Annotated in this window: 16 protein-coding genes and 4 pseudogenes; 12 read left to right on the top strand and 8 right to left on the bottom strand. The window is 59.8% G+C overall.

Annotated elements, in window-relative coordinates; all coding sequences use genetic code 11:
- Positions 1–95: 95 nt before the first annotated feature.
- The 6 genes and pseudogenes from G8O24_RS29170 to G8O24_RS29140 form a co-directional block, all read left to right on the top strand.
- Entirely contained in the window at positions 96–548 is a 453-nt protein-coding gene (locus G8O24_RS29170) for a MarR family winged helix-turn-helix transcriptional regulator (RefSeq protein ID WP_188105385.1), read from the top strand.
- The gene (locus G8O24_RS29165; protein WP_202988782.1) at positions 545–1,723 is read left to right on the top strand and encodes an HlyD family secretion protein; all 1,179 of its coding nucleotides are present in this window, start codon (positions 545–547) and stop codon (positions 1,721–1,723) included. Before G8O24_RS29170 ends, G8O24_RS29165 begins: the two co-directional genes overlap by 4 nt.
- The gene (locus tag G8O24_RS29160) at positions 1,710–3,284 is read left to right on the top strand and encodes a DHA2 family efflux MFS transporter permease subunit (RefSeq protein ID WP_188105383.1); all 1,575 of its coding nucleotides are present in this window, start codon (positions 1,710–1,712) and stop codon (positions 3,282–3,284) included. The genes G8O24_RS29165 and G8O24_RS29160 overlap by 14 nt, the downstream gene beginning before the upstream one ends.
- Positions 3,285–3,334: 50 nt before the next feature.
- Positions 3,335–4,606 carry an MFS transporter gene (locus G8O24_RS29155; protein WP_188105380.1) on the top strand — a complete coding sequence of 424 codons (1,272 nt, stop codon included), beginning with the start codon at positions 3,335–3,337 and terminating at the stop codon, positions 4,604–4,606.
- An 86-nt stretch (positions 4,607–4,692) separates the two neighbouring features.
- Positions 4,693–7,149 (top strand): FAD-dependent oxidoreductase, encoded by a 2,457-nt coding sequence (locus G8O24_RS29150; protein WP_188105378.1) that lies wholly within the window; start codon positions 4,693–4,695, stop codon positions 7,147–7,149.
- A gap of 366 nt (positions 7,150–7,515) precedes the next feature.
- A pseudogene (locus G8O24_RS29140) lies at positions 7,516–8,079 on the top strand (class II aldolase/adducin family protein); the annotation flags it as partial.
- A gap of 226 nt (positions 8,080–8,305) precedes the next feature.
- On the opposite strand, the gene G8O24_RS29135 reads toward G8O24_RS29140, so the two are convergent.
- Positions 8,306–8,974, bottom strand: coding sequence for a TetR family transcriptional regulator (locus G8O24_RS29135; protein ID WP_188105373.1), 669 nt, complete (start codon positions 8,972–8,974; stop codon positions 8,306–8,308).
- A 399-nt stretch (positions 8,975–9,373) separates the two neighbouring features.
- Between G8O24_RS29135 and G8O24_RS29130 the strand changes: the two are divergent.
- A pseudogene (locus tag G8O24_RS29130) lies at positions 9,374–10,693 on the top strand (efflux RND transporter permease subunit); the annotation flags it as partial.
- 75 nt (positions 10,694–10,768) lie between these two features.
- Positions 10,769–11,359, top strand: a complete 591-nt coding sequence (locus tag G8O24_RS29125) for a hypothetical protein (protein WP_188105371.1) — start codon at positions 10,769–10,771, stop codon at positions 11,357–11,359.
- A 106-nt stretch (positions 11,360–11,465) separates the two neighbouring features.
- Here G8O24_RS29125 and G8O24_RS29120 read toward each other — a convergent pair.
- Positions 11,466–11,915: pseudogene (locus G8O24_RS29120) on the bottom strand (IS630 family transposase); the annotation flags it as partial.
- Here G8O24_RS29120 and G8O24_RS29115 point away from each other — a divergent pair.
- The 4 genes and pseudogenes from G8O24_RS29115 to G8O24_RS29100 all read left to right on the top strand — a co-directional run.
- A pseudogene (locus tag G8O24_RS29115) lies at positions 11,915–12,121 on the top strand (hypothetical protein); the annotation flags it as partial. The pseudogenes G8O24_RS29120 and G8O24_RS29115 overlap by 1 nt on opposite strands.
- The gene (locus G8O24_RS29110) at positions 12,099–12,410 is read left to right on the top strand and encodes a hypothetical protein (RefSeq protein WP_188105369.1); all 312 of its coding nucleotides are present in this window, start codon (positions 12,099–12,101) and stop codon (positions 12,408–12,410) included. The pseudogene G8O24_RS29115 and the gene G8O24_RS29110, both read left to right, overlap by 23 nt.
- A gap of 382 nt (positions 12,411–12,792) precedes the next feature.
- A complete protein-coding gene (locus tag G8O24_RS29105) occupies positions 12,793–13,068 on the top strand; it encodes a hypothetical protein (RefSeq protein ID WP_188105367.1) in 276 nt (91 codons plus the stop codon).
- Between the two features lie 61 nt (positions 13,069–13,129).
- The gene (locus tag G8O24_RS29100; RefSeq protein WP_188105365.1) at positions 13,130–13,660 is read left to right on the top strand and encodes an IS630 family transposase; all 531 of its coding nucleotides are present in this window, start codon (positions 13,130–13,132) and stop codon (positions 13,658–13,660) included.
- Between the two features lie 226 nt (positions 13,661–13,886).
- Here the strand turns inward: G8O24_RS29100 and G8O24_RS29095 are convergent, their stop codons facing one another.
- The 6 genes from G8O24_RS29095 to G8O24_RS44105 all read right to left on the bottom strand — a co-directional run bounded on the left by G8O24_RS29095 (position 13,887) and on the right by G8O24_RS44105 (position 18,937).
- Complete coding sequence (locus G8O24_RS29095; RefSeq protein WP_188105363.1) at positions 13,887–15,431, bottom strand: MDR family MFS transporter; 1,545 nt, start codon at positions 15,429–15,431, stop codon at positions 13,887–13,889.
- A 4-nt stretch (positions 15,432–15,435) separates the two neighbouring features.
- Complete coding sequence (locus tag G8O24_RS29090; protein WP_188105361.1) at positions 15,436–16,605, bottom strand: HlyD family secretion protein; 1,170 nt, start codon at positions 16,603–16,605, stop codon at positions 15,436–15,438.
- Positions 16,598–17,080 carry a MarR family winged helix-turn-helix transcriptional regulator gene (locus tag G8O24_RS29085; protein WP_188105360.1) on the bottom strand — a complete coding sequence of 161 codons (483 nt, stop codon included), beginning with the start codon at positions 17,078–17,080 and terminating at the stop codon, positions 16,598–16,600. Before G8O24_RS29085 ends, G8O24_RS29090 begins: the two co-directional genes overlap by 8 nt.
- A gap of 463 nt (positions 17,081–17,543) precedes the next feature.
- The gene (locus tag G8O24_RS29080) at positions 17,544–17,783 is read right to left on the bottom strand and encodes an acyl carrier protein (protein WP_376708081.1); all 240 of its coding nucleotides are present in this window, start codon (positions 17,781–17,783) and stop codon (positions 17,544–17,546) included.
- A gap of 258 nt (positions 17,784–18,041) precedes the next feature.
- Positions 18,042–18,641, bottom strand: a complete 600-nt coding sequence (locus tag G8O24_RS29075; RefSeq protein ID WP_188105358.1) for a PepSY domain-containing protein — start codon at positions 18,639–18,641, stop codon at positions 18,042–18,044.
- 137 nt (positions 18,642–18,778) lie between these two features.
- Positions 18,779–18,937, bottom strand: coding sequence for a hypothetical protein (locus G8O24_RS44105; RefSeq protein WP_210324912.1), 159 nt, complete (start codon positions 18,935–18,937; stop codon positions 18,779–18,781).
- Positions 18,938–19,075: the final 138 nt, after the last annotated feature.

The following is a 19,075-nucleotide window of genomic DNA, read 5'->3' as shown; positions in this document are numbered from 1 at the left end:
GTGGATACAATTAAATCTTCTCTCATCTATTGACAAATCTATAATTGATATATCATGTAATTATGTGTCTTGATTGATATCTAAGGGCGGGCCCCATGAGTTCCCCCACCAATCGTCGTCTCTTCGGAGCGCTGATCGGCCAAACCGCGCGGCAATGGCGGCGGGCCGTTGACCGGGAACTTCAACCCTACGGCCTGACGGAAGCCACCTGGCTGCCGCTTCTGCGTGTCGCCCGCGCCCCGGAGCCGATGCGCCAGAAAGATCTCGCCGAATCGCTGTCGCTTGATGGCTCTTCGGTTGTCCGTCTTCTCGACAACCTCCAATCGATGGGCCTGGTCGAGCGCCGGGAAGGCACCGATCGCCGGGCCAAGGCGATTCATCTTACGGCGCTCGGAGAAGCGACAGTCGAGCGCGTCGAAGGAATTTCCCGCCAGGTGCGGGACCGCGCGCTGGCCGGTTTTACGGATGAAGAGGTGGTGCGGATGTCGGCGATGCTCGAACAGATCTGCTCCGCGCTCAACCCCACGAGCAGGGAGCAAGCCGCATGAACCTGCATGTCGCCAATCCGGCTTCGCGCGGGCGGGAAGTTCAACCGCTCGATGTCCTCGAGCCGGGCTCTGAACAGCCCAAATCCGCAAAAGCGAGCCGCAGGCGGATGCTCCTCGCCGGCCTTGGATGTGTGCTCGTGCTCGTCGGCGGGTTCTACGCCATCCAATGGCTGCGCTGGCGGGCGACCCATGTGTCGGAAAACGATGCACGGGTAGAGGGTGAGGTCGTCACCATGGCCAGCCGGCTCGACGGCTGGCTGGTGGCGCGGCCGGTCATCGAAGGGGATCCGGTCAAGAAGGGCCAGGTTGTGGCACAGATCGACGACCGTGATGCGCGTCTGAGGCTGCACGCCTTGGAGGCCAGCCTTGCCGCGGCGGACGCACAGATCCAGCAATCGATCGCGCAACGGGATACGACGGAAAAAATCACAGGAGCCGCGGTGGACGATGCGCAGGCCCAGATCGTCGCCCAGGAAGCGACCGTTGCAAGCGCCCAGCATCAGCTCGAGCTTGCCGAAGTCAACTTCAACCGAGAGGACCAGTTGCTGAAGTCCGGCAATACGCCGAAGAAAACCTGGGATGAAGCGCAGTCGACCTTCCTTCAGCGGCAGGATGACCGGCGCCAGGCCGAAGCGCAACTGCTATCGCACAAAGCGGCCCTCGAGAGCGCGCAGGCCCAGCGCGGTCAGCTCGCGGTTCTTGATCGGCAGATCGATGTCCAGCGCCAGCAACGTCAAACCCTCGCCGCGCAAGCCGACCAGCTCCGCCAGGAGATCGCCGACCGCCGTCTTGTCTCGCCGGTCGACGGCATGGTCGACAAGACGCTGGCCGAGGTCGGCAACTTCGTCCAGGCCGGCCAATGGGTGATGATGGTCCACGACCCCGACAACGTCTGGGTGGAGGCCGAAATCAAGGAGACCGCCATCGGCAGCGTCGCCGTCGGCCAGCCCGTCGAGGTCACTGTGGACGCCTATCCCGATCTCGTGCTGCACGGACGCGTGTTGCGGGTCGGCAACGCCGCGACCAACCAGTTCGCGCTTCTGCCGAGCCCCAACCCGTCGGGCAACTTCACGAAGATCACCCAACGCGTGCCGGTGCGCATTGCCCTGGACCGCCATGATGCGCGCCTCAAGCCGGGGTTGATGGTGGAGGTCTCCATCGATGTCCCCCATTGAAGTCCAGGCCGAGCGGATCGGTCCCGCTTACCGCTGGCTCGCTACCGCCACGGTGATGCTTGGCACCATCGCAACCACGGCCACCGCCACGATCGTCAACGTCGCCATGGGCGACATCATGGGGGCCTTCGGGCTCGGTCAGGACCAGGTCCAATGGCTCTCGACCGGCTTCCTCGCGGCGATGACCGCCACCATGCTGATCACGGCATGGATGCTGGACCGCTTCGGCTTTCGTTCCACCTTCATCGGTGCGCTCGTGGTCTTCATCGCCGGCTGCATCCTGGGAGCTGCAAGCAGCAGCGGCGCCGAGGTCATCTTGGCGCGTGTCCTGCAAGGCGGTGCGTCAGGCATCATTCAGCCCTTGGCAATGGTGGTCATGTCGCAGGTTTTCCCGCCCCACCAGCGCGGGAAGGCGATGGGCATCTATGGCGTCGGCATCGTGCTCGCGCCGGCACTCGGCCCGACCGCTGGCGGCATCCTGGTCGATCAATACGACTGGCGGGACGTATTTCTCGTTGTCGTGCCGTTTTGCATCGCCGGTATCTCCATGGCGTTCTTCATTCTGCCCGGCCGGGAGAAGCGTGCGGAAGCGCTGCACCGCCGATTCGACGCGATCGGCTTCGCGCTTCTTGTGATCGCCCTGACCTCCGTGCTGACCGGACTGTCCAATGGGCAACGGGAGGGGTGGGACTCGAATTTCATTCTGACCATGTTCGCGACCGCCGCCGTGGCCGCGGCCACTTTCATTGGATACGAACTCTACACGCCGGATCCTTTGCTCAGCCTGCGTGTCTTTGCCGTCGGTCGCTTCGCGGCGGGCTGCCTCGTGGCGTTCGCGCTGGGAGCGGGCATTTACGGCTCGACCTATATCGTTCCGCTGTTCGTCCAATCGGTGCAAGGCTATACGCCGACACGCTCGGGATTGCTGCTGATGCCGGCCGGCTTCATCCTGGCTCTCGTCTTTCCGGTCGCGGGCCAGCTCAGCGACCGTCTGTCACCTCACATTCCCATCATCATCGGATTGGTCCTGTTCGGTCTTTCGTGCTGGTTCTCGGGCGGGGTCGATGTCGATACGCCGTTCTGGACGCTTTCGCTCCTGGTCGTGCTCGGCCGAGTCGGCCTCGGCGTGATGCTCCCGGCGCTCAACGCCGGCGCGTTGCGAGCCCTGCCACAGGATCGCCTGGCGCAGGGGTCAGGCAGTCTCAATTTCGTGCGTCAGCTCGGCGGGGCTTTCGGCGTGAACCTCCTGTCGGTCTTGATCGATCAGCGCACGACCTTCCACGGCGAGGCGCTGGCCCAGGCTTTGACACCGGCCAACCCTGCCGGGATCGAGGTGCTGACCCGACTCGCAATCATCTTTTCCCATTGGGGCAACCCGTTCGGCGCCCGACTGCCGACGGGGGTCCACCCGGGCAGCATGGCTTTCCTGGAGACGGTCCTGGTGCCAAAGGCGCGGCTGTTCGCCTATCAGGACGGCTTTTACGTCGTCGCCATGCTGTTTTTTCTTGCCGTCATCCCGGCATTTGCCATGCGACGCGGGAGCACCGCGATCGGCGGGTAACCGTTATGGGGCCGCCGCGCCTGGCAAAAAAAGCGAAACAAAAAGCCACGATGGACACAGATTATCTTCTCCCGCTGCAAGACGATCTCACGAGGAGAGGTCGCGCGCGGGGCCTTTCGCTGATCCCAACCTTTATCGTCGTGGCGGTGGACGCGACCGGATTGGGAATCATCCTGCCGCTGCTTCCATTCTACTCGGAACGGTTGGGGGCCACGCCGCTCGTGATCGGTGCCCTGGTCTCCGTCTATGCCGTATGCCAGCTCGTGGCCGGCCCCGTGGTCGGAATGCTATCGGACCGCTATGGACGGCGGAAAGTTCTGGTCGTCAGCCAGATCGGAACGCTGGCCGGATTCCTGCTGCTCGCGGTTGCCAACAGCCTGACATTGGTATTCCTGGCGCGAATCGTCGACGGACTGACCTCCGGCAACATCTCCGTGGCCTATGCCTATGCAGCCGAGCACTCGACACCCGACACTCGCAAGCAGGCGCTCGGAGCAACTTCTGGCGCCATTGGCACCGGTCTCCTGGTCGGGCCGGCGCTGTCTGGATTTCTTGTCCAATACGGCAGCACGGCGCCGGTCTGGGCGGCCGCCCTGCTGTCGCTGATCAGCATCCTGGCGACCGTCGGTCTGTTGCCGGCGGATGCCTCCGAGCGGCTCTACATGCAGCGCATTTCCAAGCGGAAGGCCGCGCGGACCATGCTCGGGATGCGCTATGCATGGGGTATACTCGGTCTTCTGATCATATTTTTCTTCGTCAACTCGATGTTTCTGTCCCAGATCGCGCTGTTCCTTTCGGCGCGCTTCAGCTGGAATGGGCATTCCTTCGGAGCCAGAGAGCTCGGCTGCGTCTTCGCCTATGCCGGCTTCATCAACATGATCGTCCAGGGCCTTCTGATCACCCGCGCCAACGCACTGGCATCCGACCGAACGATCGTCGTAGCCGCGTTCGCGTGCATGGGGACCGGCTTCTGCGGAATCGCCGTCACAACCAGCGTCGGTCTGCTCGCGGTCTTCCTCACGATGATCAATCTCGGCGCCATATTCATCCGCGGCACCCTGACCGCCGAGCTGTCGCGAAGTGCTGCCATCAATCGCCAAGGCGTGATGATGGGCCTCAATCAATCACTGATGTCAGGTGCCAACATCGTGGCTCCCCTCATGAGCGGTGCTTTGATCGGCCATCGCTTTTATGTCGCTTGGGCTCTCACGATGGTCACCATCGTGGCCGCAGGCGCCCTGATGGCCGCCGGGGTGCTCCAGCCTCCTGGTGCGCAAAGCCGGAATATGGAAAAGTCTGACATGTGTGTCGGATCGGTCTGACGGTACACTTGATGTGTCCGATGCCGCGGCGAATGGTGTCGCTTTGCCAAAACCTCGATCGTCGCTTACTTCGAGCAGAGAAAGATATGACAGCTCCAATCGAGATTGATCATCTAATCCTGGGAGGCGGCGCGGCCGGGGCGGCCGCGGCCGCCACGCTCCGGCTTCAGGATCCATCGGCCTCGATCATGGTCCTTTCGGCTGACGATCGGCCGCCTTACTATCGGCCAGCGCTGTCGAAACAGTTCCTGGTCGGAAGCTGGCCCGAGGAGAAGACTCTTCTCCATCCGGCCGAGTTCTATCGCGAACGGCGGATTGAGCTGGTGCTGAACGCGGAAGCAGTCTCACTTGACACGGCAGCCCGGATCGTCTGGTCGTCGCAGGAAAAATCCATCCGCTACGATCGCCTCCTGATCGCCACCGGGGCGCGGCCCACGCATCTTGCCATATCAGGCCAGAATAAGGCGAATTTATCGATCGGGACACTAGATGGTGTGCATCACCTGCGCGGCATGACCGAATGCGCAGCGATCCGGCGCGAGATCGCAGCCGGCGCAAAACAAGCCGTGGTGCTGGGCGGAAGCTTCCTCGGCGTGGAAATCGCGATGTCGCTGCTCGATCTCGGTCTCGACGTCACAATCATCGAATGCCGTGACCTCCTGCTCCCCCACCTCGAGTCGGGACGGGTGTCGGACTATTTCAGGCGCCACGCGGAAGAGCGCGGTGCAAAGCTGCTGCTGTCGGACACCGTCGCTGCCATCCATGGAGCGGGGCGGATCAATGAGGTCGTGACCGCCTCCGGCCTGGCTCTGCCCTGTGACCTCATGGTGGTCAGCATCGGCGTAGAGCCGGCCACCGACTTCCTGAAGGCAACCGGCATCAGCCTCGATGCGGGCCTTGTCGTCGTCGACGATCAGCTCAGAACCAGCGCTCCATCCGTCTTCGCCGCCGGCGACGTGACGAGCTTCCTTGACCCGGTTTTCGCCAGCCGTCGGCACATCGAGCACTGGGATAGTGCGGTCAAGCAGGGACGGTTGGCTGCGCACAATATGCTCGGGCACCGGCTGCGCTATGACGAGGTGTCCTACTTCTTCTGCGACATCGGCGATATCAGCTTCAGCATGCTCGGCGCGCCCGAGGGCACTCGTGAGCGCATCGCGCGGGGATCGCTGGCCGACAAATCGCTTGCTCTCGTCTATCTCAAGGACGACGTGCCACGCGCGCTCTTCTCGGTCGGCCGGCCTGTGGAGGAAACGCGCAGCATCGAGGGGCTGATCCGTTATCGAGTCAATCTGCGCGAGGTGAAGGAGAGGCTTCACGATCCCGGTTTTCCGCTCGATGCCATCCCGACCCAGACGGTGCTAGTGTTGCAGGGCGGTGGTGCGCTGGGAGCATTCGAATGCGGCGTCGTGAAGGCGCTGGAGGAGGAGCAAATCTTCCCGGACATCGTCGCTGGGATCTCCATCGGCGCGCTCAACGGGGCTATCATCGCAGGCAATCCACGCCATGCCACGCAGGCACTGGAAGCCTTCTGGTCGGAGATCGCCGTCGCTTCACCCGCAGCTCTGGGAGAGGACGCCGCGCGTGCCGTTGCGTCCATGGGGGTTTTGACGTTCGGCGTACCTCATTTCTTTCGCCCACGCTGGATACCGTCCTTTTCGGCGCCGATGACACCGCCGGCCGGTTGGACCAGCTTCTATGACGTCGGTCCGATGCGTGAAATGATCGCCCGCTATGTCGACTTCTCATCGCTGAAGGCGAGCCCTGTTCGCCTGTTGGTCGGCGCGGTGAACGTCACATCCGGCGAACTCGAGGTCTTCGACAGCTATGTGGACGATCTGACGCCCGATCATGTGCTCGCCAGCGGCAGCCTGCCGCCGGGCTTCCCCTGGACCGAGATCGACGGCAAAGCCTATTGGGATGGCGGCATCGTCAGCAATTCGCCGCTCGACATCGTCATCGACCGCTGCGGGCCCGACGGCAAGCGCGTCTTCATCGTCGATCTGTTTGCCGGACAGCGTCCATTGCCCACCAACATGATGGAGGTGATGGCCCGGCGCGATGAGATCGTCTATTCCGAGCGTGTGCGCAGCGACTTGCGTTTGCGCGAGCTCGTCGGCGGCTATCGCAGACTGGTCGAGGGCATCCTCGATCTGGTCGATCCCGCGATTGGGAGCAAGATCAGGCAGCGGCCACTCTATATCGAGCTGATGGGAGATGGCGCCGCCACCAGCATCACCCGTTTCGTGCGCGAGGGCCGAACCGGCGAGTCCTCATCGCGCGACTACGACTTTTCCGACATCTCGATCGGCTATAATCAGGAGCAGGGCTACGCGCTGGTGAAGGATACGCTTGCCAGGCAAGGCCCTCCAGGAGACGACCTATCCGCGGCATCACGCCGTCCGCTGCCTCGTGGTTCGCTGCCGTCAATCGGCGAAAGTGAGCGTCTGGTGGGTCCTCGTCACCATGAAGATCGAGAAGACAAAAAAACACAAATGAAGTCGAAATGCGGCGTCTGCGGACGGACCGGTTTTCCGAAGTAATGCGTCGTCCGTGAAGAGCGGCTAAGCGACTGAGCCAGAATCGCATTCGTCGTTGTGGACGGTTTTGGGATTGCAGGATTTTGATGTTCGGGCATCGGAACCCTGCAATTTCATTATTTCATTCTCAGGATTGATCGGGATAGGGGGACGTCTCGCGACGCCACCCCTCCCACAGCACCTCCTGCCTTTTGCCTGAAGGGTGGAAAGCTCGGCCCCGAAAATATGTTCATGGATATGTTGTCGACGATGGAGCGGGGAGAGCAGTAATGCCGGGCGAAAGTGCGAGGCTGGAAGCGTCCGCGCGAAACGATGCGTACGATGTCTATAGGAAGATCGAAGAAGCCGGACTGACATGCGGGTGCCGGCAACATCAGCGTACGCTTCGGCGATGACATGCTGATCAGTCCCACCGGGGCCGAAGCCAGCACCATTCGTCCCGAAGATTTCGTCCCGACAGATCTGGCGGGACAGGCGCTTTCGCCTGGTATTCCTTGAAGCGAATGGGCGATCCATGCAGGCTTGTACAAGGCTGGCCGGGGGAGCGCCGTGATCCACGCCCATCCGGACTATTGCTCTGCGCTGTCCTGTCTGCGCCAGCCGATACCCGCTTTCCACTATATGGTGGCTGCGTTCGGTGGATCGCAAATTCCGTGCGCTCCTTATGCGACATTCGGTACAGTCGCCCTTGCAGAGCGGGTCGTTGCAACACTCGAAGGCTTCACGGCCTGCTTGATGGCCAACCATGGAATGGTCTGTGTCGCAGAAACCTTGTCCAAGGCGCTGGCCAAGACCATAAAACTGGAAATGCTGGCGCGGCAGTTCTGTTTTGCCAAAGCGGCAGGTCATATCGAGCTTCTGGACGAAGCCGAAATGCGGACCGTGCGGCAACGTTATCAGAAATACGGCAAAGCGGCTCTGGAGGCTTATTGAAAGTCATGAACGCCTACGAGCTATGGAGCAGAACTTGTAGAAAGCCACGGCGTTCCGGCACATCATTGCCCCCGCACCTCCCCCGGCAGGAACTCGCCCGACGATGCCGGGGGCCCATCGCCGCGGAAGCGAAGTACCTTCGAATGCTGGACTCTAGTTGTGACACCGACCGCATGGAGGTTCGAGGGGCTTGTTAGTCGTCACGGAAGAACATTCTGAACAAATCTCAGTCACTGTCGTTTCCGCGAAGTAGCTTGTGATCTCTTGCCAGTTCAGGAAACTCCGGCCTCGTCATCACATCCCACGCCAGAAGAATCGTTCGCATGATTGCTTCGGCATCCGGCACGAGTTCAAAGTTCGTCTTCCCGCGTGCCCATTCGTTCACGAGGCCGCTCACCGTAGCCTGAAATGCCAAAGCCGCCGAGGCCGGCGTCCAGGGTGCCGGCATCTTGCGTGTGCGTGCCACCGCCTCGAAAACAGTTTGGAGCGATGCGCGCAGTCGCTGTTCGAACAAATTGCCTCGGTTCGAATCCTCGGCATCCGTGCTGTCGAGATTGAGTAGAACTTTGAGAAGGCGCCGTTGGCGAGGATCAGCCTGAAGTCGCTTGAACGTAGCCGATATGACCTCGGCTAAAGCATCCAGGGGCGCCAGCGTCGTGTCGGCGGAGAGGCGTTCCGCGAGTTCCTCCATCGGCATCCGCATCTCTTCGCGAATTGCGAACAGCAGGCCCTGTTTGTTGCGGAAGTGCCAATGCACGGCCCCGCGGGTGACGTCGGCCGCGCAGGCGATTTCATCGAGGGAGACAGACTCGTAGCCCTTTTCGAGAAAGAGCATTTCAGCGGCCTTCAGGATAGCCCGCTTGGTTTCTTCCGCTTGTTCTTTGGTCCGTCTCATTCTTTGAATCAATTAGCCTTTTCGAGTAGATCGGGCATTCTATTTACATACATACGGATCGTTTGTATAAACCTGCTGCGCCCTTTACCCGATGCAGCCCTTCGGAATCGACCCTCATGTTTCCATCCTCATCAAAAGCGGTACTTTTCGGAATAGGGCTTACCGCAGCTTGGAACATTCCTTCAGCCATTGCTCAAACGGGGCCAGTTGCGCCTCCAACGATCGGAGTCTCCAAGGCCGGGGTCATGGCAATCACGGAGACCACCGAGATCAACGGGCGTATGCTGCGCCGAACCGCGTCGATCTCGTTGCCCGCGTGACAGCCTTTATCGATGAACGACATTTTGCCGAAGGCGCCGAAGTCAAGAAGGAAGACCTTTTGTTTAGTCTTGAGCGGGCTCGTTGCTCGACAGTTATTCCGCCAGCAACAATGCCTTCATGATCGTCAGACTCAATCCGTTCGAGGATCGCAAGGCAGCGGCGGACAAAGCGCAAATGTTGATCGCGCAAGTGTTCGGTCAGGCCCAGAATATCCGGGCGGCTACCGTCTTTCCGTTCAATCTGCCGCCGGTCGTCGGACTGTCGACCAGCGGCGGCTTCGAATACATGCTCGAATCCCTTGACGGTGCCGACCCGACGGCGCTCGGTAGCGTGGCAAAGGGGCTGCTCGATCAAGCCAATCAGGATCCACGTCTTACGCGGGTCTTCAGTACCTATAGTGCAGCTGCTCCCTCCCTGTATCTCGATATTGATCGGGAAAAGGCGCAAGAACTTGGGGTCAGTATCAATGACATCTTCGCCGCGCTGCAAGCCACGCTTGGCGGCTTCTACGATTTGAATCTCTTCGGCCGTACCTGGCAGGTCAACCTGCAAGCCGACGCTACGGGCCGAAGGGATATCCCGGCTCTTTGGGACATCTATGTTCGCAATGCGAGTGGCACGATGGTCGCTCTACAGTCGATCGCGGAGCTGAGGACGATAACGGGGCCTGCGGTCATTACCCGCTACAACAATTACCGTGCCGTCACGGTCAACGGCTCGGCAGCGCCGGATGTCTCGTCCGGAGACGCCATGAATGCGATGACCCAGGTCTCAGGCCGCGCATTGCCTCCTGGTTATGCCTTCGAATGGACCGGAACGGCCTATCAGGAGCAGAAAGCCAAGGGACAGACGTCAATCATTCTCGCCCTCGCTCTGTTTTTCGCTTACCTCTTCCTTGTCGCCCTGTACGAGAGTTGGACCATTCCTGTCCCGGTATTGCTGTCCGTTTCACTTGGCGTGTTCGGCGCCTTCGCTGGTCTCGTGCTGGCGAACGTAACGCTCGATCTCTATGCGCAGATCGGTCTCGTCGTGTTGATTGCGCTCGCGGCCAAGAACGGCATTCTGATCGTCGAGTTTGCCAAAGAGCAACGCGAGCACGGTCTCGGCATCAAGGAAGCAGCCATACTCGGCGCAAAACTGCGCTTCCGCGCGGTGATGATGACATCCTTTGCCTTCATCCTCGGTCTTGTGCCGCTGGTCTGGGCCATTGGCGCATCGATGATCGCCCGGCGTAACGTCAGCACGCCGGTATTCGTCGACATGATAGCCGCTAGCACGCTGGGGATTGTCCTGATTCCCATGCTGTATGTCACCTTTCAGACCCTGCGCGAAAAACTCAAGGCGAGGTTCAGCAAGGCCGATCGTGAGCATCATTCCGACGTCACTATCACCTCGTGAAGCGCTGATGTTCCTTCGTGAAATCACAATGATCGGATGAAGTTCAGGCGATTTCCTCAGTCATGGATGCGTCGAATGAGAGACAGTGGAATCGAAAACGTAATTGAACGCCGTCGGCAGCTGTTTGAAAACAGGTTTCGCGGCAGCAACGATTGGCTGAGATTCCTGTTTCTCGGCGGAATTCTCATCGCACTTAGCACCGTCGCCCTCATCGATGCACTCGTCGCAGCTCAACATCTGCCGGGCCATCTAAGCGGTAGCTCGGCGATATTCGGCGGAATTGCAGTCATATTATTCGTCACAAGAATCGCGAGAGGAGCGCTCTACGTTGATTGGTTGCTGGGCGGTGCATCCTGTCTGCTCGCCGGTCTGTTTCTTTCCAGGGATGAGAACTTCACGCACGCGTCATCGCTGCTCTACGTGTTCTCCCTAATGTTCGCGAGTGGCGTGGTCCGAATCTGGATCGGTTTGACAGCTTCTCCGGAGGAGGGCGCAAGTTGGATTTTGTGCTCTGGGTTGGTCGCCATGCTCTGCGGCTTCTGGATCACCTTCGCATGGTTCTTCGTCATGTCGACGACGATCGCGCCACTGATCTTCGTTTTCGATGCGTTGTTCGGGGGGATTGCGCTCGTTGGGTTCGGTATCTCCCTTAGGGAGGATCGATGAGCATGGCGGCGTCATTCCGTTTTTCCAGTTCAAAAAACCGTCTCTTCACTCGCGCTTTCTTGTGCGCTTTCGATATCGCGTTGTGTTCGGCTGGGGCATTGTGGCGGCAGAAGCGCTCGATGGAAGCGAGGATGTCATCGGCGGATTTGCTCCACCGGAACGGCTTGGGATCGGCGTTGTGTCGGTCGATGAACGAAGTGATGTCGGCCCTAAGGGCAGCGACACTGCGATAGACGCCGCGCCTGATCTTTTTATCTGTGAGGAGCGCGAAGAAGCGCTCGACCTGATTGAGCCATGACGAACTGGTCGGGGTGAGGTGCACATGCCAACGCGGCCTTTTAGCCAGCCATCGCCGGATCAGCGGGGTCTTGTGTGTAGCGTAGTTATCCATGACGAGATGGACATCGAGTTCTCGTGGCACGGCGGCCTCGATCTCGTCGAGGAACTTGCGGAACTCGGCGGCACGGTGGCGTCCGTAGCACTTGCCGATGACCCGTCCGGTCGCAATGTCGAGGGCGGCGAACAGCGATGTGGTGCCATGCCTTTTGTAGTCATATCCGTGCCCCGGCCGAATACGGCGATCACTTCAGCCGTGCCGTGCGGCACGATGCCGGCGACAATGGCCGGCAGGCCGAAGCTCACGACAGCCGCGCTCGTGTCGACTGCGCAACCCCGGCCAGCTCCGGCGCCACGAGCGCTCCCGCTGCATCTTCTCACCTCAAACTGGAGACCCAGCCACATGATGACCATGCCGGAAATTGAACGTTGCCTGCGTCGCCGATGGTTGTGGGCCGAACCGTGGCTGGTTAACGCATGCTCTTTCAAATCGTCTGCCTCGCCACCTTCAAAGCCGAAGCGCAAGCACGAGGGGGCGGAATGGCGCGCGGCTCTTTTCGCCATCGAATTTCCGTGGACCAATCCAGAAGTGATAAGGACGACGGCAGAGCAATGCGGCTGGAACTTCGTCAAAGGTTATTGGAATTTTATCGAAGATCTGCGCCCGCGTTTCGAATGGACTGTCGATCGACGACACCAACGGTTTTGTGATTGATGCTTCCGCGCTTGGCCAGCGTTTCTGGCGCACGCCCCGAAATCAAGATGCGCATAGCGACCGGCAGTGCCGTCAATCCGTTCGGAACAACGGGGCCTGAGACATTCTGCTGGGCAACTTACTGGCCGCTGTGGCTTGTCACGTCCAATGTGAAGCTGGGCGAAATGGCATTCAACCCGAGATTTGGTAACTGCTCGATCACATTGCCAGCAGCGAGGCCGCCAATTGCGATAGATTCTTTAAGCTATAGGACCAATGCCGGCCTCAAATTCTAGCTGGCAGCTTGTGAACCGCGCCTCCGTTGATTCGTTGATTCGGATCAAAGCGGAGGATGGCGTTCACTTCATTCTCTCGTGTAGATTTTGAAAAGAGGGTAAAGTAAATGATCGACCCTGGATCCGAAGTTATGCGAAAAGAAATAGAGTCGTTTTCCCAGCGTTTGCGTGCTTTGAAAGAGGCCCTTCGCGAGCGCGGCAAACTTTCCAATGCGAATCAGGCCCTCCTGGACCAGATTCAGCAACATAGGGAGCGGCTGGAAGTGAAATGCTCCAACGCCGAAAGAGCTGGCAATTGGGACTCTATCGGAGAGGAGTTTGATAGAGATTGGAATTCCCTTGTCGCCGATGTGGCGATGCTGGAGAACCGCTTATACGAATAACGGTTCTAGCGATGCATGTAACCTGACCTGCTCCCCTGTTTGCCTTGGGTCGGACAAGCCGGTGGCGATCGTCTCCTACGATGAAAAGCCGGGGATTCAGGCATCGCGACGACGGTGCCAGATTTGCCTCCCGTACCAGGCGTCCATGCGCGATTCTGAGTATCGACGCCATGGCACGCTCAGCCTGTTGGCGGGGATCGATCTGCTGACGGGGAAGGTTCACGCTCTTGTCAGAGACCGCCACCGCAGCCGCGAGTTCGTCGAATTCCTCAAGCTTCTCGACGCGGCCTATCCGGCCGGCACGGCGATCAAGCTGATCCTCGACAATCATTCCGCACAGATATCGAGAGAAACCAAAGCCTGGCTCGACACACGACCCGCAGGCCGCTTCGAACTTACCTTCACGCCCAAGCACGGTTCCTGGCTCAACCTCATTGAGGGCTTCTTCTCTAAATTCGCCCGCTCCGTCCTGCGTCACATCCGGGTGACATCAAAACACGAGCTCACGGAGCGCATCATGGCCGGCATCGACGACGTCAATCGCCACCCCATCATCCATACCTGGTCCTACAAGCTCGCTGAGGCTGCTTGATATGATTCGAACCACGAAAACGCTGACCTGGCTAGGAGCCAGACATCGGGCTGCTGACCCTCTCCTATGACAACCCGGGCATCCTGATCAGGCAGATCTTGAAGAAGTTTGACCAGCTCCCGCACCTTCATCGTGACCTCACGCTAAAACTTTCACCTGGTTGGCAACATCAGCGCATGAGAACGACAACTACCGAAGTCTGGGAATGCTTTACAGCAGCGTGTCGTCACTCCATCACTGCGTGCTCTGGCCCTGCCGTTTGCTTGCGCAGAGCGGCCTTGGTCGATCCGATCATGATGGCGAGCGGGATCGAGACGAGGATGAACAGCATGACGAGTTGATAGTCTTGTGAGAATGCGATGATCTGCGCCTGAACGGCGACCATCTTGTCCGCCATGGCGCGTCCAGCGTCGGTGGACAGGTTGATGATGCCCCTGACGTCAGGCATCTGCAGGGCGTGGTTGAACGGGTTGATGTGTTCGGACAGGATCGCATAAGTGCGGCGCGTTCCCTGGGTGAGTTGGGCGATCACGATCGAGATCCCGATCGAGCTTGCGACATTGCGCAACAGCGTCAGCATCGAGGTGCCGTCGGTGCGCAGATGGTTTGGAAGCGTTAGAAACGAAACGGTCGATAGCGGCACGAAAACGAGGCCGAAACCGAAACCCTGGAAGACGCTGACGGTCACAATCTCCGGAACTTGAGTCATTTCGGTCCAGCCCGTCATCTGGAACAGCGAGCCTGCCGTCAGTGCCAGTCCCGAAATGATCAACGTGCGCGCCTCGAAGTAGCGCATGAGGCGACCGACCATCATCATGGCCAGGAAAGTGCCGAAGCCGCGGCTCGCAAGCAACATGCCGGCGGTAATGATCGGATAGCCGATGACGTTCTGCAGGTACGGCGACGCCAGCGCCATGGTGGAGTACAGCACCAGCCCCATCACAGTCATGAAGATGCAGCCGGTCACGAAATTGCGGTCCTTGAACAGCGCGAACTGGATGAACGGACGCGAGGTCGTGAAGGAGTGGGCGAAAAAGTAGTAGAAGCCCACGGCCGAGACGATGAACTCGCCAACGATTTCGTTGGATTCGAGCCAACCCAGCTGCTCGCCGCGGTCAAGCGCGAGCTGCAGTGACCCGATGGCGACTGCGAGTGCCGCGAAGCCGAAGAAGTCGAACCGCAAGGTGAGATCCTTCTTGGTCTCGTCCATGAAAGCCATCAGGCCGAGCACCGTCAGTGCGCCAAACGGAAGATTGACGAAAAACACCCAGTGCCAGGAATAGGTTTCGGTGAGCCAGGCGCCCAGCGACGGCCCCATGATCGGGCCCATCATCACGCCCATGCCCCAGATCGACATCGCCTTCGCCCGCTCCTGAAGCGTGTAGGAATCGAGCATGACGGCCTGCGACAGCGGCACCAGCGCCGCGCCGAACACGCCCTGCAGCAGGCGGAACAGCACCATCTGATTGATGTCTTGCGCCAGCCCGCACAGGACTGACGCGAGGGTGAAGCCGGCCGAGCAGATGATGAAGATGCGCTTGCGCCCGTAGCGGTTGGCGATCCACCCCACAGGCGCAGTCATGATGGCGGCAGCCACGATATAGGAGGTCAGCACCCAGTTGATCTGGTCCTGCGATGCCGACAGCGTGCCCTGCATGTAAGGCAGGGCGACGTTGGCGATCGTGGTGTCCAGCGCCTGCATGATCGTTGCGGTCATGGCGCAGATCGTCACCATGTTCCGGCGCAGGCCCGGAGGCAGCGGACCCGACATGACGTCAGTCCTTGTCCTGGTTGGCGGTCGCCGACAGGCCGAGCAGGCCGGCGAGCGTACGCTTGTGACCGGTGTCGATGGTGGCATAGACGCTCATGCCGGCCTTCAGCCTCTTCACGTACTTGTCGTTCTCGTCGAAATAGATCCGCACCGGCACGCGCTGCACCACCTTGACGAAATTGCCGGTGGCATTCTGGGGCGGCAGGATCGCAAATTGCGCGCCAGTGCCGGGCGCGAGTGAACCGACCGTGCCCCTGAACACATGATCAGGGAATGCGTCGACCTCGAGCGTCACGCTTTGTCCGACCGCGACGTGGGTAAGGTCGCTCTCCTTTGGATTGGCGTCGACCCAGGGATGAGCAACGTCGATGACGGAAAACACCGGTGAGCCCGCGGCCACGAAGCGGCCAAGCTGGATCTGGTCCACCTGCGTCGCGACACCCGCCATCGGTGCGCGCAGGACCGTGTGATCGAGGTTACGCTCGGCATCCTCCAGCTTCGCCTTGGCCTGGGCATAGGGCGGAAACTGCTCCAGCGGCAGTTCGGGATTGCCGAGCAGTTGCGTCCTGGCGTTGGAGAGCTGCTGCTTGATGAACTGCACTTGTGCGCTCGCGGTCACCATCGCATTGGCCGCGTTGTCGAGGTCTAGCTGCGACCCGAAATTGTTCTTCACGAGTTGCTGCTTGCGTTCGACATCGCGCTGCTTCAGATCGACGCCCTGCTGGGCGAGATCTAGCATCCGGCCATAGATATTCACGTTGGCGACCAGATTGTCGTAGCTGGTTTTTGCCTGGGCGAGCTGGGCCTTAGCCTCGTCTACTGCGAGGCGAAACGGCACGGGGTCGATCTCGAACAGCTCGTCCCCCTGCTTCACTGTCTGGCCTTCCCTAACCAGCACCTTGATGATCTTGCCAGAAATGTCGGGTGTAATCAGCACCTTCTGGGCGCCAACATAGGCATCATCGGTGCCGACATAACGTCCGCCGTGCAGATAAAAAGTCAGTCCGCCGAGTGCGGCAGCAATGGGCAGCACCACCAACAGAAGAGAACGCCGATAACGGCGCAGACCCGCCATCGTACGGCGGCGCGGTTCGGCAGCGGTCTTCCTGGTCGGCTTACCGTCGGGCGGCGCGGCCTTCTGCTCAGGCGCGAATTTGACGACCTGATCAGCCATAGCGGGGCTCCTTGCGTACCTGCGCGGCGCCGGCATTTTGAATTGCGTTTCGCACGTTGTCCTTGATTGTTTCGAGTTGCGCTAAGAGACGGTGGGCTTCCGCCGGGAGAATGCCGTCGAGCGCGGTGGCCGTGAGTTCGGATCGCAGACCGCTCAATTTCCCGAGCAATTGACGTCCAGCTTTCCGAAGATAGAGCCGGTTGATGCGACGGTCGTTTGCGTCTCCGCGTCGCTCGATCCAATCGTTCTCGCACAGCTTGTCAACCAGCCGCGTCAACGTGATCGGCTGCATCTCCATCTGCTCGGCAAGTTCCGCCTGGCTCATACCCTCGTTCCGTTCCACCTTGGCCAGAACTGCCCATTGTGCCCGGGTGATACCGAAGCGCGCGGCTTGCTTGTCTGCATAGACGCGAAGCACGCGCTGCAACTCGGCGAGGGTGAACAGGAAATACTGGTCTACGGAACCACGGGTCATAAGCTCAATCTCCAATAACTAACTTATATTATAAGCTAGCTCATATGTAGCGGTCAAGCGCCGGCACCATACAAAATGCGAGGACGTCCAGGCGGGATGAGAGCCAAAGGGGGCAAAGCGATAGTGCGCTGGCGATGACGGACGTCTGCTCAGCAGGAATTTTGTCGATCATTCCCGTCTCGGGATGGGCGCTCCAGCCGCCGTCAGGTGCTCGGCCAAGACTGATTGGATCGCCGCGGCTGGGCGCCGGCCTGCGGTCAAGCACTTGCTTGCGCGCAAAGCAGGAGGATTGATACGCGGCCCTACCGTGATCGGCAAAGGGAACGATGGCCGGGTCCCACCTCGCAAGGCGTCCCCTCGCGAAGAATTGCCGCAAACCAATGGAGGACCCCTGACCGCGAGCGATCGATTCCCATCGTCGTGCAGGCCCCCGTACGCAACGCGCCGCGGTGCGCATAACCGACTACGTCTTTACTTTGCCTTCAAGATATTGCCTCGCGTCTGCCACCGTAACGATCGACTCTGCGACCTCGTCGGGAATTTCGCAGCCGAAGGCTTCTTCGAAGGCTATGATGAGCTCGATTATGTCAAGGCTATCGGCACCCAGATCCTCGATAAACCGCGCCGACTCGGTGATCTTTTCCGGCGCAACGCTCAAATGCCGGCCAACTATTTCTCTGATCCGATGGCTAAGACTATCCACGGCTGGGGTCCCCGATCCGGCACTATCGAACATTGCCGCGCATTCCGAAAACGCGTCAAGGGATAAAGCAATTCCCGTAGCCGCCACAAATGAGTTCCTGTAGCCGCCACAAATGAAAGCCGCGGTGAAAGCCAGGGGGGCATTGATCGACGCTGAAGTAGGCCGCGTGCTCGGATCTGCCGCCACTCCCATGCAGGCGATGGATGCCAATTGACGAGGACGCTTAGCCGCCCCACGGAGCAGGATCGTAGCGACCGATCATGGACGCCTTGCTCTGGGCGGTTCGAGGATAACCTCTTTCAAGTGGTTGCCGCTAACGATCAAGACGAGGAAATGCAGTTTGCCATCCTTGTTCAGAAGACTTGCGCCAATAGCCTTTCCGTCGGCCGCCTTCTCCGCGATAAGCGCGGCGTCCGACAATTTTTGCCCCACGCCCTCCAGGGCGACGAAATCATTCCGATCGTTGGCATCGAGATTCTCCAGGGACAGGACAGTTTCCCGGCCCGCAACGTCTCCGGTTTTCCCATCGATTGCATTTTCCCAGATCCGAGATTTCCTGGTCGTTCTTACCTTGTAAACGGCCGATCCCGACGAGCTATCGAAGGTGACATCCGCAGCCCTCGATCCGGCGTGCAGTTTCTCCGCGATCGCAATCGCCCGCCGCAAGGGCACTTTGGCTGCGCGGAAGAGCTCGAGTTCACGTCTAGCCGCATCATTGCCGGTATCCTCGTTGTCGACTTGAGCTGCAGCTTGCTTCTGCAAGAGAACCGGGGTGGCGTCGGGCCAAGCGATCGCCCGCGACGGCGAGAGCGCCACGAGCGGCAGGAGAGGGATGAGATACAGGATTGTCTTTGACATCAGTCATTTCCGCGGTGATCGAGTCTGACCCAATCAAGCCAATCGCTTCCGCATGGGCTCGCTCCATTGCGGCATCTTATATGCAAGCCTATCATAAGCTTGCTTGTTTAAGCAAAATAGCCTATTGATGTTCGGGCCTAAAAAGTCGGGCCTTGGGTGCGGCGCTCGCCCAGTCCATCGTCCAATGAAAAATAGGTGGAAGCGATGAGGGATGCGCCCATGAACCAGAAAGCCGAATTCAGCCCGGTATCAATTTCCACGCTAATTGGCGCTCGGCTGGTCTTCGCGATTGCCATCGCAATCCTTGGTCTTGCTTGTATCCTGTTTGTATGAGCCGATCGCCAATCCTTAATTCGCGCAACAGCTCAGCCAGCCTCTTTGTTTGCGGTGGGAGCGAAACCCTGCCACTTCCCGGGTGACGAGCAATGGCTGGG

The organism is Bradyrhizobium campsiandrae, from assembly GCF_014529705.1.
GTDB classification, from domain to species: Bacteria; Pseudomonadota; Alphaproteobacteria; order Rhizobiales; family Xanthobacteraceae; genus Bradyrhizobium; species Bradyrhizobium campsiandrae.
The sequence above is the reverse complement of the archived record's forward strand: the minus strand, read 5'-3'. Positions and strand labels throughout refer to the sequence as shown.

Excerpts from the sequence above, each read along its gene's own strand:
- G8O24_RS29135 (WP_188105373.1), bottom strand. The coding sequence starts at position 8,974 with ATGAGACGGACCAAAGAACAAGCGGAAGAAACCAAGCGGGCTATCCTG.
- G8O24_RS29075 (WP_188105358.1), bottom strand. The coding sequence starts at position 18,641 with ATGTCAAAGACAATCCTGTATCTCATCCCTCTCCTGCCGCTCGTGGCG.
- G8O24_RS29095 (WP_188105363.1), bottom strand. The coding sequence starts at position 15,431 with ATGTCGGGTCCGCTGCCTCCGGGCCTGCGCCGGAACATGGTGACGATC.
- G8O24_RS44105 (WP_210324912.1), bottom strand. The coding sequence starts at position 18,937 with ATGGCAATCGCGAAGACCAGCCGAGCGCCAATTAGCGTGGAAATTGAT.
- G8O24_RS29155 (WP_188105380.1), top strand. The coding sequence starts at position 3,335 with ATGGACACAGATTATCTTCTCCCGCTGCAAGACGATCTCACGAGGAGA.
- G8O24_RS29085 (WP_188105360.1), bottom strand. The coding sequence starts at position 17,080 with ATGACCCGTGGTTCCGTAGACCAGTATTTCCTGTTCACCCTCGCCGAG.
- G8O24_RS29165 (WP_202988782.1), top strand. The coding sequence starts at position 545 with ATGAACCTGCATGTCGCCAATCCGGCTTCGCGCGGGCGGGAAGTTCAA.
- G8O24_RS29110 (WP_188105369.1), top strand. The coding sequence starts at position 12,099 with ATGATGACCATGCCGGAAATTGAACGTTGCCTGCGTCGCCGATGGTTG.
- G8O24_RS29160 (WP_188105383.1), top strand. The coding sequence starts at position 1,710 with ATGTCCCCCATTGAAGTCCAGGCCGAGCGGATCGGTCCCGCTTACCGC.
- G8O24_RS29105 (WP_188105367.1), top strand. The coding sequence starts at position 12,793 with ATGATCGACCCTGGATCCGAAGTTATGCGAAAAGAAATAGAGTCGTTT.
- G8O24_RS29090 (WP_188105361.1), bottom strand. The coding sequence starts at position 16,605 with ATGGCTGATCAGGTCGTCAAATTCGCGCCTGAGCAGAAGGCCGCGCCG.
- G8O24_RS29150 (WP_188105378.1), top strand. The coding sequence starts at position 4,693 with ATGACAGCTCCAATCGAGATTGATCATCTAATCCTGGGAGGCGGCGCG.
- G8O24_RS29170 (WP_188105385.1), top strand. The coding sequence starts at position 96 with ATGAGTTCCCCCACCAATCGTCGTCTCTTCGGAGCGCTGATCGGCCAA.
- G8O24_RS29125 (WP_188105371.1), top strand. The coding sequence starts at position 10,769 with ATGAGAGACAGTGGAATCGAAAACGTAATTGAACGCCGTCGGCAGCTG.